Here is a 13525-nt window from a genome sequence, read left to right as displayed (position 1 = left end):
CTCCTCATGAAAATTAAGATAATTGTTGCACTTTTTCTAATATATTTCGTAACTTTTCGATGGACCGTTTATGAATTTGGGATATTCTCGAGGTCGTCAGTCCAAGTACTTGTCCGATTTCCGTCAAAGTTAATTCATCAAAGTAAAAAAGACTGATGACGAGCTGTTCATTTTTATTCAGCATCTTAATCCCTTCTGCCAATTCACGGATTAATTCATGATGGATCACTTTTTTCTCCGGAATTTCCGATGAATCAGCCGGAAGTAAGTATCCAATCCCTTCCTTCATTCCTTTATCCCCGTGTTTCGGCTTTTCTTCGATTGACAGCACGTTGGCAGCGAGGGAATCCTTTAAAATCGACTCAACTTCTTCTTCGGATATTCCAACTTTTTTCGCAATTTCCTCTGTGCTCGGCTCCCTTTTTAACTGTTGCTCCAGTTCTTGCTGTGTTCTTTCCACCTTTTTGATTTTGTCTCGTAAAGACCGGGGAAGCCAGTCCTCTTTCCGCAGTCCATCGATAATGGCTCCGCGAATGCGGATTGAAGCGTACGTATCGAACTTTAAATCCCGGTCCGGTTCAAATTTGTGCAGTGCATCGTATAGTCCTAATAAACCGAGGCTTTTAATGTCATCCTTGCTAACTGATTTCGGCAGCTGGCTGGAAAATCGTTCTACATGGTAGTTTACGAGATACATATAATTGGAAATAAGTGCATTTGCAGTTTCATCGTCTTTTGAATTAAACCAACTATTCCATAGTACTGCTTGTTCTAGAGGAGAATCAGCGGTTTGCATATTCAATTTTGCTCCTCCTTCACTATATGTAAATCTCTTCTTTGTTTACTTTACGAATTTTTAATTTACAAGTTTCTGGGTCAAATTCAATCGTCCGGCCAATATGGCCGCCAGTGTCAGATGAAATGATTGGAATACGGTATTCTTGAAGTTTTCTTTCTACCGCCTCTACATTTCTCGGGCCAATGCGCATTATATCTGAACCAGAACTAAACTGGAACATTTGCGCACCGCCGGCCATTTTTGCCTGTAATGCAAATTTTCGCGCTCCCATTTTTATTAATTTTTCTATTAAAACAGGTATGGCAGTATCCGCATATTTATATTTATTAAAATTTGTTTGTTTTGCCAGTTTAGAATCCGGCAAAAGAACATGGGACATACCAGCAATTTCTTTCGTTGCATCGTATATGACAACGCCGACGCAGGAACCAAGGCCAGATGTACGAATAATATCTGGGGCTTTCACCACGTTTAAATCAGCGATGCCGACCTTGATGATTTTTTTCGATTCATTCTTCATAGCCATTTATCCCTAACGCCTGAAATATGGCGGACAGTGATTCTGGTTTAGGCAGCAGAAAGAAATTGCCGGTAATCCCGTCTCCCGAATCATTGCTGATGATTTGGGTATCAATGATAAGGGCGTAGTCTGACACTTGGGAGATTTCTAACAGGCCGTAGGTAAGCAATGCACCTGCCATATCAATATTTAAATATGGAACGGAAGGCTGCATATGAATATTAGTAAAATCTGATAATGCGGTCAGATAGGAACCGGTCACGATATTGCCGATTTCTTTTAAAGCAGAAAATGCCATCTCGTTATTTCCGTTTTCTTCCGTCAATGAAAAGTTCTCGTCCTGAATCATTTTACGGATTAAACTTTCTGCTTCTTCCACAGATAGAATAAAATATACGGTGCCTGGAACGTCTCCATAAATTTGAAATAAAAGAGCAACGATGACTTGCTCCGGACCGCCAATCAGTTCCATCATTTCATCGAAAGTAACAATATTCACAGACGGGACTTTCATATGAATCTGCTCATTAATTAATTTGGACAAGGAGGTTGCCGCGTTGCCTGCACCGATATTTCCAACTTCACGCAAGACATCCTTTTGCAGCTTCGACAAATGAACGTATTCCATCGTGATTATCCTTCCATTGCCTGCAGCTGCACTTTATCTTTTTCTAATACTTTATGTAAATCCAATAAAATTAACAAACGGCTTCCTAGCTTGGCAACTCCTTCGATATAATCAATGTTGGCGGAATCGATCACTTCGCCGGCAGATTCAATTTTTTCCAATGGGATATCGATTACATCATTCGCTGCATCGACGATTAGGCCAACATCCATCTGATCGACATTGACGATGAGAATTCGTGATGCTTCCCCGATTTCACCTTCACCCATTCCGAATCTTAACCGCAAGTCGATAATCGGAGTGACGACCCCTCTTAAATTGATAACCCCTTTCACATAGGAAGGTGTTTTCGGAACCCGGGTTATCGGCAAAATTCGTTCAATCGATCCGACTTGCTTCACGTCTACCGCATATTCTTCTTCCCCTAATTGAAAAACTATCACTTTCCGATCGGTTAGCACCTTGTCCATCATTCCATCTCCTTTTTTGATAATGAACCATTGAGATATTTAACATTTCATTGCAAGTTTGGTTAAAAAGTCTCCTATTTCATTTAAAGGCAAAATATAATCGGCGAGTCCGGATTTTACGATTGATTTCGGCATGCCATATACAACTGCCGTTTCTTCCGCTTCAGCGATAAGAATCGTATTTTTTTCAGAGGATTTCATCTTTCTTGCCCCCTTCGTTCCGTCACTTCCCATTCCAGTCAGCACTACCCCGATTTTATTTACATCTCTCAATCGAGATAAAGATTCAAACAGCACGTCTACCGAGGGCCGATGTCCGTTTTCCGGCGGAGACTGATGCAGTTTGATCCGCAACGTCCCTTGGCTCTCATCGATGCCTAAATGATAGTTTCCAGGAGCAATATAGGCGGTATTACAAGTTAATGGTTCCCCATTTTCTGCTTCCTTTACCCGTATAGTACAAATAGTGTCTAATCGGTCAGCCAGTGATTTTGTAAAACCGGGAGGCATGTGCTGTACGATAACAATAGGTGCGGCAAAATTTTCCGGCAACGCTTGCAGAACTTGCTGCAATGCCTTTGGACCGCCGGTTGACGTGCCAATACCGACAATCGTCTTATCATTATCCAGGAAACTTGGCTGTTCCCATTTTCTCGTCCAGTTTTTCGATGGTGATTTTTGCACATTAATTTGGGCAGCTGTAATTACCTTGGTAATAATCGTATGTTTAATTGTCTCTAAATCTAGTGAAATAGGCCCAGATGGTTTGGAAATAAAATCGACCGCACCGCAGGACATCGCTTCAATCGTCTTCGTTGTATCTGCTTCAGAAACACTGGTCAGCATCACAACAGGAAGAGGATTTGTTTTCATAATCAGCTTTAATGCGGTCATCCCATCCATCACTGGCATTTCAATATCTAAAGTTACAACATCCGGTTTGAGCTTTTCTATTTTCCGGATACCATCTTCCCCGTTTCTTGCTGTGCCAACAACGCGAATGCGGGAATCGCTTTCTAAAATATCTGTAATTACTTTTCGCATAAATGCAGAATCATCAATAACAATTACCCGTATTTGCTCCATGATGATTACTCCTCGGAAAAAAATCGTTTCAGTCTTTGGATAAACGAAGCGGTTCTGCTTTTGTCATATTCTTTAGCATCTGCAACAAAGGCAGATGCAATTTCCTTTACAGCTTTTGCTGCACTTGACTTCTCTGCAGCGATCGTAAAAGGCACTTGCCTCATTACCGATTGGCTTACCGTTTTGTCATCCGGCAACATCCCAATACACCGAATGTCAATTTGGAGAAATTTTTTCACGACTTGCTGAAACTGTTTCACCACTTTTTCCCCATGTTTCTTCGTAACTGCACGATTGAGGACGAAGCGAATCGGAATGCTTGTGTTTTGCTGTAAAATATGTTTAATCACACTATACGCATCCGTAATAGAAGTCGGCTCAGGTGTTGTGATTACAATGCACTCGTCAGCAGCCAAGATAAAAAACAGACTGTCTGCATGAATTCCTGCTCCGATATCAAAAATAATATAATCAAAGCGAAAGGTTACTTCCTCCATTTGCTTTAAAAAGTAATCTTTTCTTGCGGAATCCATTTTGAATAATTCATTTAACCCTGACCCGCCGGCAATATAATGTAATTGATGCGGGCCTATTTCTATAATATCATGAATCGACTCCCCGGGGCGAAACATGTCAATAATTGTTTTTTTTGCATTCCTTCCTAATAATAAATCGACGTTCCCCATGCCGACATCTAAATCAAAAACTAAAACCCGTTTTTTTTGCTTCGTTAATTCCAAGGCAAAATTGACCGCAAAATTCGTTTTGCCGACGCCGCCTTTACCGCTGACGACACAAATCGTTTTCGCTTGTCTCGCGCCGTTTCGCCTATCCATTTGCCACCGGAGATAGGAAGCCTGATCATGATGCACCAGTATCACCTGCCAGCATCTCTGCAACTGCTTCCGGGGAAACTTCTTTTATGTCATTCGGCACATCTTGTCCGTCCGTAACATAAGCAATGCCGATCTGCTGCCGTACCGGAATATTAAGCAAGCTGCCATACGTATTCGTTTCATCGGTTTTCGTAAAAATTACTTGCTTTAACGGAAAATGATGGAAATTTTCGTAGATTTCCACCAAATCGCTATATTTAGCCGTAGCAGCCAGAACTAAAAATGTATCCGCCTGTACGGAAATTAATTGCTTTAAATCGTTCACGTATTTTTCTTCCCGGTAATTTCTCCCGGCAGTATCGATCAAAATATAATCATACGGTTCAAATTTAGCGACCGCCTGCTCGTAATCATCCGCCGAGTAGACTACTTCGATTGGCACATTTAAGATTCTCGCGTACGTTTTCAGTTGCTCCACTGCCGCAATCCGGTACGTATCCGTCGTAATAAAAGCTACTTTCTTTTTTCGTTTTAACATTAAAAGGGCGGCAATTTTGGCAATCGTTGTCGTCTTGCCGACTCCGGTCGGACCGACAAACTGCAGCACTTTCTTCTCGTCCGATATTCCGTGGAAAGGATATACGTCAAGCATATTGGCAATCACAGCGCGAGTATCTTCCCAAATGTTCCGAACCGTTTTTTCCGCTTCCCCTTTCTCATGTTTTTTAAGCACTTTTGCTACAATCTCAGCGGCAAGTTCTTCTTCTACTTCCTGCTGCAATAAGTGCTGGTATACCAGTTCATACTCCAGCGGAAAATGTTCCCGGCTATGTTTTGCATTCATTGCCACCATTTTCTTTAACTGTTGAATTTCTTTCATAATTTCTTTATTTAATTTTTGCTCCGATACCTCTTCAGTCAGCTCCTGTTTTGCAGAATCCCGCGGAGGTGTTCGCCGCTTAAAATGAACCGGCTCCGGGTCCAGGGCAGCAACAACTTCGATTTTCTTTTTTTTAAAAAGTCCGAGAAACCCTCCCTCCTGTATTTCTTTCGAATGGAGAATTACCGCTTCCGGACCTAATTCTTTCCGTATTTGTTTCATTGCTTCAGGCATATTTGCTGCAATATATTTTTTTATTTTCATGCTACATTCACCACCCCGACACTTTGAACTTCCACATCCGGTTCCAGTTCATTGTAAGACAAGACGACTACTTGCGGTAAGAAACGGTCCAGCAGCTGTTTCAAATACATGCGGATTGCAGGAGAACAAAGAATAATCGCTGTTTCTTCCTGCAAAGAAAGTTTTTCTGTCTCCTGTTGAATAGATTGAATAATTTTCTGCTGGGAATCCGGATCAAGGGCGAGAAAGCTGCCATGTTCTGTCCGTTTAATATTTTCGGCAATCAGTTTTTCCACTTTGCCGGATACAGTAACAACTTTCAACGATTGATCTTCATTCACATATTGTTTTGTAATTTGCTTCGATAATGCCTGCCGTACATATTCAGCCAATAATTCCGGATCGTTCGTCATTTTGCCAAAATCAGCCAGCGTTTCAAAAATAACCGGCAAATTCCGAATGGATATACCTTCTCGCAAAAGCTTGGCGAGTACTTTTTGGACATCGCCTATCGCCAATGGTTCTGGTGTCACTTCTTCCACTAAAATCGGATAGCTTTCCTTTAAATGATCGATAAGTTGTTTCGTTTCCTGTCGTCCAAGCAACACATGGGCATGTTTTTTAATTACTTCTGTAATGTGGGTGGAAACGACAGACGGCGGGTCAACAACGGTATATCCGGATAGCTCTGCTTCGTCCTTTAATTCTTCGCCGATCCATTTAGCCGGAAGTCCAAAGGCAGGTTCTTTCGTTTCGATTCCTTCCAGATCATCATCCATCATCCCTGGGGCCATGGCTAAATAGTGATCGAGCAACAATTCCCCTTTTGCAACTTCATTCCCTTTTATTTTCAGTCGATATTCGTTCGGATTAAGCTGAATATTGTCCCGTATCCGGACAACCGGAATAACGATTCCCAATTCCAATGCAAGCTGCCTCCGAATCATGACAATCCGATCTAGCAGGTCGCCGCCCTGATTGGCGTCTGCCAGCGGAATGAGCGCATAGCCGAATTCAAATTCAATCGGATCCATATTTAGTAAATTTATGACATTTTCCGGAGATTTCATTTCCGTGCTTTCCGTCTCAACCTCTTCTTCCGGATCCGGAACGTCCGGTTCGATTGCCTGCTTTTGCAACATGTAGGCGCTTAAAGCAAGAAATGCTGCAATAACTGTCGTTAAGAAAAAGTTTATTGGCGTAAAGCCGAGCAGAAAAATTGTTGCTGCAGCAATGTACAATAGTTTTGGATATTGCAGAAGCTGATTCATGACGTCGGCACCTAAATTATCTTTGCTGCTGGAACGGGTCACAACAATTCCCGTCGCAGTAGATACGAGGAGCGCTGGTATTTGGGTTACCAATCCGTCCCCAACGGTTAGCCGGGTAAAAGTATTAACTGCTTCGCCAAAGGACATTCCCATTTGAATCATCCCGACGACCATTCCGAATAAGACGTTAACAATAACGATAATGATGCCAGCGATCGCATCCCCTTTAACGAATTTGCTCGCACCGTCCATTGCTCCGTGGAAATCGGCTTCTCTTTCTACCTTTTCCCTTCTTGCCTTTGCTTCATTTTCCGAGATTAATCCGGCATTTAAATCAGCATCGATACTCATTTGTTTCCCTGGCATTGCATCCAAGGAGAAGCGGGCTGCTACTTCAGAAACTCGTTCGGCTCCCTTTGTAATAACGATAAAATTAATGATTACCAAAATAATAAAGACGACAAAACCGACGAGCGGGTTATCCCCGATGACAAAGGAACCGAAAGTTTCGACAACTCCGCCGGCATCTCCTCGTGATAAAATGGCACGGGTTGTGGAGACATTTAACGAGAGGCGGAATAAAGTAAGAAGAAGCAGAAGCGTCGGAAAAACCGCAAAATCCAGCGGTTCCTTCGTGTTCATGGCGACGAGGATGACAATTAACGATAAAGACATATTAATTAATAAGAGCACACTTAATAGTCCGCCAGGCAAGGGAATAACTAGCATTAATACGATTAATATTACACCTACTAAAACGGACAAATCTCGTGCTTTCATTGGTGACTCTCCTTAGTTTAAACTTTGTTTTCCAAACGATAAACGTATGCTAATATTTCGGCGATGGCCTGATAAAACTCTTCCGGAATTACGTCCCCGATCTCCACAGCATCATAGAGCGCCCGGGCAAGAGGACGATTTTCTACTGTATGAACATCATGGGCTTTGGCAATTTCTTTTATTTTTAAAGCGACTAAGTCAACGCCTTTCGCCAGAACGTAAGGCGCGCTGGCAACTTCTTCATCATACTTGATGGCAATGGCGTAATGGGTCGGGTTTGTAATGACAACATCCGCATTCGGGACCTCGCTCATCATTCTTCTTGTCGCAATTTGCCGCTGCCTTTCTTTAATTTTGGACCGAATTAACGGGTCCCCTTCGATATTTTTGTATTCGTCTTTAATATCCTGTTTGGACATTCGAATATTTTTCTCAAAGTCAAATTTCTGGTACGCATAGTCGAAAATGGATAGAAATAAAAGTGCGACTGCAGCAGAAACGGCCATAATAATGGCAACCTTCGCGTAAAAAGCGAGCGCTCCTTCTGCGTTTAAAAAGGCGGTCATTAACATATCATCTTTGTATTTCCAGATAATGAAAAAGGTAATTGCCCCGACGACCGCTATCTTAAAAAATGATTTTAACAGTTCAACAATTGCCCGAAGGGAAAAAATTCGCTTGGCACCTTGAATTGGATTAATCCTTTTTAAATCCATCTTTAACGGTTCCGTCGTATATAAAAAACCGACCTGCAACAAATTTGCTCCAATTCCGCCGATAACGGCAATGACCATAATTGGAGCAACAATTTTTCCAGTTTCCATACTGATGCCGGTAAAAATTTTGCTAATCGAGTCTACCGTCACTTGCCAATGGATCAATTCAGTAAAGGTATGTTCGTACATGCTTGTCATTTTTTCCAGCATAAACTTGCCAAAGACGAATAACGCAATAAAACAGAATAAAAGCAAAATGGCTGTATTTACGTCCTGACTTTTCGCCACGCGGCCCTTTTTCCGTTCGTCCTGCCGTTTTTTCGGAGTCGCTTTTTCCGTTTTCTCACCTGCAAAATACTGCAAATCCATTTTCAGCTGCAAGTTAAACACCTCCGAATAACTGCATTAAGCCGCGCATTACTTCAAACATCGTCGAAAAGAGCAGTTTAGCAAGGGACACGTATAAACTAAGAAATACTAAAATTGCCGCAAAACTGACGAAAATCTTTAAAGGAAGGCCAATAACAAATACGTTGAGCTGCGGCACGGTCCTTGCCATCATCCCCAATGCCACGTCAACTAAAAATAAACATCCGACAATCGGAATTGCCATTTGAAACGCAATAAGAAACATATGATTAAAGGTAAGTATGACAAAGTCGACAATGGAACGATTTTCAAAAGGTATAAATACATCGAGCGCCACAAACTGATAGCTGTTGACAATGCCGTCGATGATTAAATGATGGCCATCTACTGACAGCAAAAATAACAGTGCGATCATATAAAAAAATTGGCCTGTCATCGGGCTTTGCGCACCGGTTTGAGGATCGATAACATTGGCGATGGCAAAACCCATTTGAAAATCGATAAAACCGCCAGCCACTTGCACAGCTGAGACAATCATGTAGGCAACGAGTCCAACGAGCAAACCGACGATTGCTTCTTTTATTAATAAAAGGAAATACATATCGTCAACGGTTACGATCGTTGTATCCACCGTGTATACCATAATCAGGGCTAGAAAAAAGCTTAAGCCTATTTTAAATGGTATCGGTATGGTCCGATAGGAAAAGAAAGGCATCGTAACAAAAAATGCTAATACCCGAATAAAAACTAACAAAAAGACGGGCAATATCTCCATGTTTATATATTCAATCATAGGCTACCCTGTAAAACGGTTCAGATTTTGAAAGATGTCGAGGGTAAACTCGACCATATTCGTCAGCATCCACGGACCGAAAAACACTAACCCGACTAACACGGCGATAATCTTTGGAACAAAGGCTAGCGTCTGTTCCTGGATTTGCGTCGTTGCCTGAAAAATACTTACGAGCAGTCCGACGGCAATCGCCAAAATCAATAAAGGTCCTGTTACAATCAATAATGTATAAATCGCATTCTCAGCCATTGCTAAAACAAATTCACTCGTCATCCTACTATGCCTCTTTCTTTGTAATCATCAGAAACTATCCAATATGGAGTGAGTTATTAAATACCAGCCGTCAACGAGCACAAAAAGCAAGATTTTAAACGGCAATGAAATCATTACCGGCGGCAGCATCATCATCCCCATTGACATGAGGATACTTGCCACAGCCATATCGATAATTAAGAAAGGTATAAAAATCATAAATCCCATTTGAAAGGCTGTTTTCAGCTCGCTAATCGCAAAGGCTGGAATTAAAGCAGTCAATGGTATATCCTGCACTGTTTCCGGCGGTTCAGCTTGAGCATAGTCTAAAAATAATGCCAAGTCCTTTTGTCTCGTATGCTTCGCCATAAATTCCTTCATCGGCACACTCGCATTTTCATATGCTTCATCCAGTGTAATCTCCTCCGCAAAAAGCGGTTCGAGCGCCTCTTCATACACTTCGCTAAATACCGGAGCCATAATAAAAAAAGTCAAAAAGAGAGCAAGTCCGATGAGAACCTGATTAGGCGGCATTTGCTGCGTAGCCAGGGAAGTTCTGACAAAGGACAATACGACAACAATTCTCGTAAAGCTTGTCATTAAAATTAATATCCCTGGTGCCAGTGACAGTACAGTCAATAACAAAAGCAATTTTACTGATGTGGCGACAGTTGCTGGATCTGAACTGGAAAACATATCAATAAATTCATTCATTGCCGTCTTCCTTTTCTTTATGTCGTTCTACTATTTTCTTGCGATTTTCCTTTAGCTGATCCAGTTCCTTTTGAAATAACCGGCGAAATTGAGCAGTATTTTGCTTCAACGGAAAAATTGTTTTCGCTGTTGTGGCTCTATTCTCTTTGCTTTCTTCAGCTAAAATTTCGTCAATCAGTTGTTTATCGGTAATTTCCTTCAGCAGTTCCACATTATCGCCAACTCCGACTAAATAAAGTCTGGAACCTATTTTTACAATTTGTATCGATTTATTTTGTCCAAGGGAAAGGCCCCCAAGATTTTCCATCGACTTTACTTTCTGAAATAGTTTATTCCGTGACTGCAAAAATTTTATAACAAGATACATAAGTCCAATGACGAGAGACAATACGATTGCTAGCTTAATAATATTAAGCACGAGAGAATCAGACAGACTTTCGTTTTCTGGATTATCCCTGTTTTCGGCAGTCGGAACAAGCTCTTCTTCGCAGTCTGCCCCATCTTCTAAACAATCCATTACGTTTTTCGGTACTGCATGGACTTCGCTGGCGAAAAAAAGTAAAAGCAATATGACGAAAATCCACGTTTTCTTTGGCAATATTCTCACTCGTTTCCTTATCCTAATGCCTTCTGAATTGCCTCAATCACCCGGTCCGCCTGAAACGGTTTTACGATAAAGTCTTTCGCTCCGGCTTGGATTGCATCAATTACCATCGCCTGCTGTCCCATGGCGGAACACATGATGACTTTTGCATCCGGGTTGATTTTGCGGATTTCTTTCAACGCCGTAATACCGTCCATTTCCGGCATCGTAATATCCATGGTCACTAAATCAGGATTTAATTCTTTATACTTTTCTACCGCTTGAGCTCCGTCCTGGGCTTCTCCAGCTACTTCATACCCGTTTTTCGTTAAAATATCTTTAATCATCATTCGCATAAACGCTGCATCATCAACGATTAATATTTTTTTGCTCATGGAAATTCCTCCTCATGTTTATTTCAGCTTCATTAATCGATCAGTTTTGCTAATAATATCTGTTACCCTTACTCCAAAGTTTTCATCAATAACAACAACTTCTCCTTCGGCAATAAGTTTATCGTTCACGAGGATATCCACTGGTTCTCCAGCGAGCTTGTCCAATTCAATAATGGAACCGGCGGAAAATTCCAAAATATCACGGATGGCCCGCTTTGTCCTTCCGAGCTCAACTGTAATTTTTAGAGGGATATCTAATAGCATATCCAAATTTCTTTGCTCCGTTTGATTTAACGCTACCGGTTCAAATTGGGAGAAGGAGGCTTCTTCAACTTTTGCATCTTCCGTAAACAGCGGATTGCCAATCATCTGCGGATTTTGGCTTCTTTCTTCTGTTTTTGGCTGCTGTGCAACCGCTTGTTGTGCTGGCTCCTCCGCTTTCACAGCTGCTTGTTGAGCTTCTGTTGGAGCAATTTGCTCGCTTGGCGTTTCTGTAACGGCATTCTCGCCATTTAATAATTGGTCCGCCATTTGTTTTGCAAAATCTATCGGCATCAGCTGCATCATATTGGAATCAACTAAATCGCCAACGGTCAGGCGAAAAAATACTTTTACATATGCCTCTTCATCGAATAGTTCTCCTAATTTTACATTGGCATCATCGATAATCGATGGAGGAGAAATATCTACTTTTTTATTAAAAATGGTTGACATGCTTGTTGCAGCGGCACCCATCATTTGATTCATCGCCTCTTGCACTGCGCTTAAATGGATTTCGGATAATTGTTCTGTCGGCTTTGTTCCATCTCCGCCAAGCATAATATCTGCAATGACCGAAGCGTCTTTTGCCTTAATGATAAAGATATTTTTCCCTGATAAACCAGAAACGTAATTTACTTGAATACTAACCGGCTGAAACTGGATGGCGCTAGCCAATTCTTCTTTTTTTACAATACTTACCTTTGGCGTCGTAATCTCTACTTTTTGATTAAGAAGAGTAGAAAGTGTCGTCGCTGAGCTGCCAAAAGAAATATTTCCGATTTCGCCGATTGTATCTATTTCTATATCAGACAAATAAGCAGAAGTATGATTCGTTGCTGCATCAGCTTCCAGTTCGTCTTCTTCATCACCGATATTGAGCAATGCATCAATTTCTTCCTGTGATAATAAGCCATCATCATTCATCATGTTCAATCACCCCTTTAATTTCCTCCAATATCTGCACAGACATTTTATTTTTAAACTTGCCTGGCTGTACGTAAAATTTCGGTTTATCATTGATTATTAATCTCAGTGGCTGTTCGATTGCCTGATCTAATGCAATAATATCCCCACGGTTTAACTTTAAAAATTGTTCAATAGTAATGCTGGCTTCGCCGAGAATTGTTTTTACATCCAATGTTGCACCATGAAGTTCTTTCGTTATTTTGCGATATGCTTCTTCATCGATTTTGTTTTTCGTCGGCTGCATCCAATAATGTGCAGATAATTTGGAAACGATTGGTTCCAGGATGACATGGGGAATACAAATATTCATCATGCCGCTCGTTTCCCCGATTTTTGTCGTTAATGAAACGACGACAACTGTTTCATTAGGTGAAACAAGCTGTATGAATTGGGGATTTTCTTCAAACTCCTCCAATACCGGGTCGATTTCAATGACGGAGGACCATGCCTCACGAAAACAATCCAGCCCTTTCTCGAAAAATTGATGTAATAAAAGTTTCTCGATTTCTGTCAAACTATCTTCCCTATCAATACTTTTCCCTTGACCGCCAAGTATCCGGTCCAACAGCGCATAAGCGATATTCGGGTTTATTTCCATTATTAGTCTGCCGTCTAACGGAGAAACACTATATATATTTAAAACAGTTAAACTAGGAATCGAGCGAATAAATTCCTCATATGGCACTTGATCCACACTCGTTACCGAAATATTGACATATGTTCGAAGCTGAGTAGAAAAATGGGTGGTGAGCAATCTAGCATAATTTTCATATATTCTAGAAATGCTGCGAATCTGATCTTTAGAGAAGCGCAATGCTCTTTTAAAGTCGTAAACACGGACCTTTTTTTCCTGCTCTTCCTTCTTCAGTTCTTCTGCATCCATTTCTCCGGACGTTATTGCAGATAATAGGGCATCAATTTCCGATTGTGAAAGTACCTCATCCATTATAACACTCACCTCCA

The 13525-nt window shown here is 41.3% G+C and carries 16 protein-coding genes; all 16 read right to left on the bottom strand.

Features of this window, described 5'->3' with window-relative positions; genetic code table 11:
- Positions 1-13 precede the first annotated feature (13 nt).
- From IEV18_RS01910 to fliM, 16 genes are read right to left on the bottom strand one after another with little or no spacing between them, the layout of a single operon-like run.
- A complete protein-coding gene (locus IEV18_RS01910) occupies positions 14-796 on the bottom strand; it encodes a FliA/WhiG family RNA polymerase sigma factor (protein ID WP_188390705.1) in 783 nt (260 codons plus the stop codon).
- A gap of 22 nt (positions 797-818) precedes the next feature.
- The gene (locus tag IEV18_RS01905; RefSeq protein WP_188390681.1) at positions 819-1319 is read right to left on the bottom strand and encodes a chemotaxis protein CheD; all 501 of its coding nucleotides are present in this window, start codon (positions 1317-1319) and stop codon (positions 819-821) included.
- The gene (locus IEV18_RS01900) at positions 1309-1947 is read right to left on the bottom strand and encodes a chemotaxis protein CheC (RefSeq protein ID WP_188390680.1); all 639 of its coding nucleotides are present in this window, start codon (positions 1945-1947) and stop codon (positions 1309-1311) included. Before IEV18_RS01900 ends, IEV18_RS01905 begins: the two co-directional genes overlap by 11 nt.
- Positions 1948-1952: 5 nt before the next feature.
- Complete coding sequence (locus tag IEV18_RS01895; protein WP_188390679.1) at positions 1953-2420, bottom strand: chemotaxis protein CheW; 468 nt, start codon at positions 2418-2420, stop codon at positions 1953-1955.
- 36 nt (positions 2421-2456) lie between these two features.
- Positions 2457-3503 (bottom strand): protein-glutamate methylesterase/protein-glutamine glutaminase, encoded by a 1047-nt coding sequence (locus IEV18_RS01890; protein WP_188390678.1) that lies wholly within the window; start codon positions 3501-3503, stop codon positions 2457-2459.
- Between the two features lie 5 nt (positions 3504-3508).
- Positions 3509-4375 carry a MinD/ParA family protein gene (locus IEV18_RS01885; RefSeq protein WP_188390677.1) on the bottom strand — a complete coding sequence of 289 codons (867 nt, stop codon included), beginning with the start codon at positions 4373-4375 and terminating at the stop codon, positions 3509-3511.
- Positions 4365-5483 carry a flagellar biosynthesis GTPase FlhF gene (gene flhF, locus IEV18_RS01880; protein ID WP_188390676.1) on the bottom strand — a complete coding sequence of 373 codons (1119 nt, stop codon included), beginning with the start codon at positions 5481-5483 and terminating at the stop codon, positions 4365-4367. Before flhF ends, IEV18_RS01885 begins: the two co-directional genes overlap by 11 nt.
- A complete protein-coding gene (gene flhA, locus IEV18_RS01875) occupies positions 5480-7513 on the bottom strand; it encodes a flagellar biosynthesis protein FlhA (protein ID WP_188390675.1) in 2034 nt (677 codons plus the stop codon). The genes flhF and flhA overlap by 4 nt, the downstream gene beginning before the upstream one ends.
- 17 nt (positions 7514-7530) lie before the next feature.
- Positions 7531-8610 carry a flagellar biosynthesis protein FlhB gene (flhB, locus tag IEV18_RS01870; RefSeq protein ID WP_188390674.1) on the bottom strand — a complete coding sequence of 360 codons (1080 nt, stop codon included), beginning with the start codon at positions 8608-8610 and terminating at the stop codon, positions 7531-7533.
- Between the two features lies 1 nt (position 8611).
- On the bottom strand, positions 8612-9391 hold the full coding sequence (gene fliR / locus IEV18_RS01865) for a flagellar biosynthetic protein FliR (RefSeq protein WP_188390673.1): 780 nt from the start codon (positions 9389-9391) through the stop codon (positions 8612-8614).
- Between the two features lie 3 nt (positions 9392-9394).
- On the bottom strand, positions 9395-9664 hold the full coding sequence (fliQ, locus tag IEV18_RS01860; protein ID WP_188390672.1) for a flagellar biosynthesis protein FliQ: 270 nt from the start codon (positions 9662-9664) through the stop codon (positions 9395-9397).
- Between the two features lie 27 nt (positions 9665-9691).
- A complete protein-coding gene (gene fliP / locus IEV18_RS01855) occupies positions 9692-10357 on the bottom strand; it encodes a flagellar type III secretion system pore protein FliP (protein ID WP_188390671.1) in 666 nt (221 codons plus the stop codon).
- Positions 10350-10964, bottom strand: a complete 615-nt coding sequence (gene fliO, locus IEV18_RS01850) for a flagellar biosynthetic protein FliO (protein WP_188390670.1) — start codon at positions 10962-10964, stop codon at positions 10350-10352. The genes fliP and fliO overlap by 8 nt, the downstream gene beginning before the upstream one ends.
- Before the next feature lie 8 nt (positions 10965-10972).
- A complete protein-coding gene (locus tag IEV18_RS01845; protein ID WP_188390669.1) occupies positions 10973-11335 on the bottom strand; it encodes a response regulator in 363 nt (120 codons plus the stop codon).
- Positions 11336-11353: 18 nt separating this feature from the next.
- A complete protein-coding gene (gene fliY, locus IEV18_RS01840) occupies positions 11354-12520 on the bottom strand; it encodes a flagellar motor switch phosphatase FliY (protein ID WP_373281872.1) in 1167 nt (388 codons plus the stop codon).
- Positions 12513-13508 carry a flagellar motor switch protein FliM gene (gene fliM, locus IEV18_RS01835; protein WP_188390667.1) on the bottom strand — a complete coding sequence of 332 codons (996 nt, stop codon included), beginning with the start codon at positions 13506-13508 and terminating at the stop codon, positions 12513-12515. Before fliM ends, fliY begins: the two co-directional genes overlap by 8 nt.
- Positions 13509-13525: the final 17 nt, after the last annotated feature.

Origin of the sequence: Compostibacillus humi, from assembly GCF_014637175.1 — a bacterium.
In the GTDB taxonomy this organism is placed as follows: Bacteria; Bacillota; Bacilli; order Bacillales; family Amphibacillaceae; genus Oceanobacillus; species Oceanobacillus humi.
This window is presented reverse-complemented; position numbering and strand designations above follow the sequence as displayed.

Excerpts from the sequence above, each read along its gene's own strand:
- IEV18_RS01895 (WP_188390679.1), bottom strand. The coding sequence starts at position 2,420 with ATGATGGACAAGGTGCTAACCGATCGGAAAGTGATAGTTTTTCAATTA.
- fliP (WP_188390671.1), bottom strand. The coding sequence starts at position 10,357 with ATGAATGAATTTATTGATATGTTTTCCAGTTCAGATCCAGCAACTGTC.
- flhA (WP_188390675.1), bottom strand. The coding sequence starts at position 7,513 with ATGAAAGCACGAGATTTGTCCGTTTTAGTAGGTGTAATATTAATCGTA.
- fliR (WP_188390673.1), bottom strand. The coding sequence starts at position 9,391 with ATGATTGAATATATAAACATGGAGATATTGCCCGTCTTTTTGTTAGTT.
- IEV18_RS01890 (WP_188390678.1), bottom strand. The coding sequence starts at position 3,503 with ATGGAGCAAATACGGGTAATTGTTATTGATGATTCTGCATTTATGCGA.
- IEV18_RS01845 (WP_188390669.1), bottom strand. The coding sequence starts at position 11,335 with ATGAGCAAAAAAATATTAATCGTTGATGATGCAGCGTTTATGCGAATG.
- IEV18_RS01910 (WP_188390705.1), bottom strand. The coding sequence starts at position 796 with ATGCAAACCGCTGATTCTCCTCTAGAACAAGCAGTACTATGGAATAGT.
- fliM (WP_188390667.1), bottom strand. The coding sequence starts at position 13,508 with ATGGATGAGGTACTTTCACAATCGGAAATTGATGCCCTATTATCTGCA.
- fliQ (WP_188390672.1), bottom strand. The coding sequence starts at position 9,664 with ATGACGAGTGAATTTGTTTTAGCAATGGCTGAGAATGCGATTTATACA.
- IEV18_RS01905 (WP_188390681.1), bottom strand. The coding sequence starts at position 1,319 with ATGAAGAATGAATCGAAAAAAATCATCAAGGTCGGCATCGCTGATTTA.
- flhF (WP_188390676.1), bottom strand. The coding sequence starts at position 5,483 with ATGAAAATAAAAAAATATATTGCAGCAAATATGCCTGAAGCAATGAAA.
- fliY (WP_373281872.1), bottom strand. The coding sequence starts at position 12,520 with ATGAATGATGATGGCTTATTATCACAGGAAGAAATTGATGCATTGCTC.
- IEV18_RS01900 (WP_188390680.1), bottom strand. The coding sequence starts at position 1,947 with ATGGAATACGTTCATTTGTCGAAGCTGCAAAAGGATGTCTTGCGTGAA.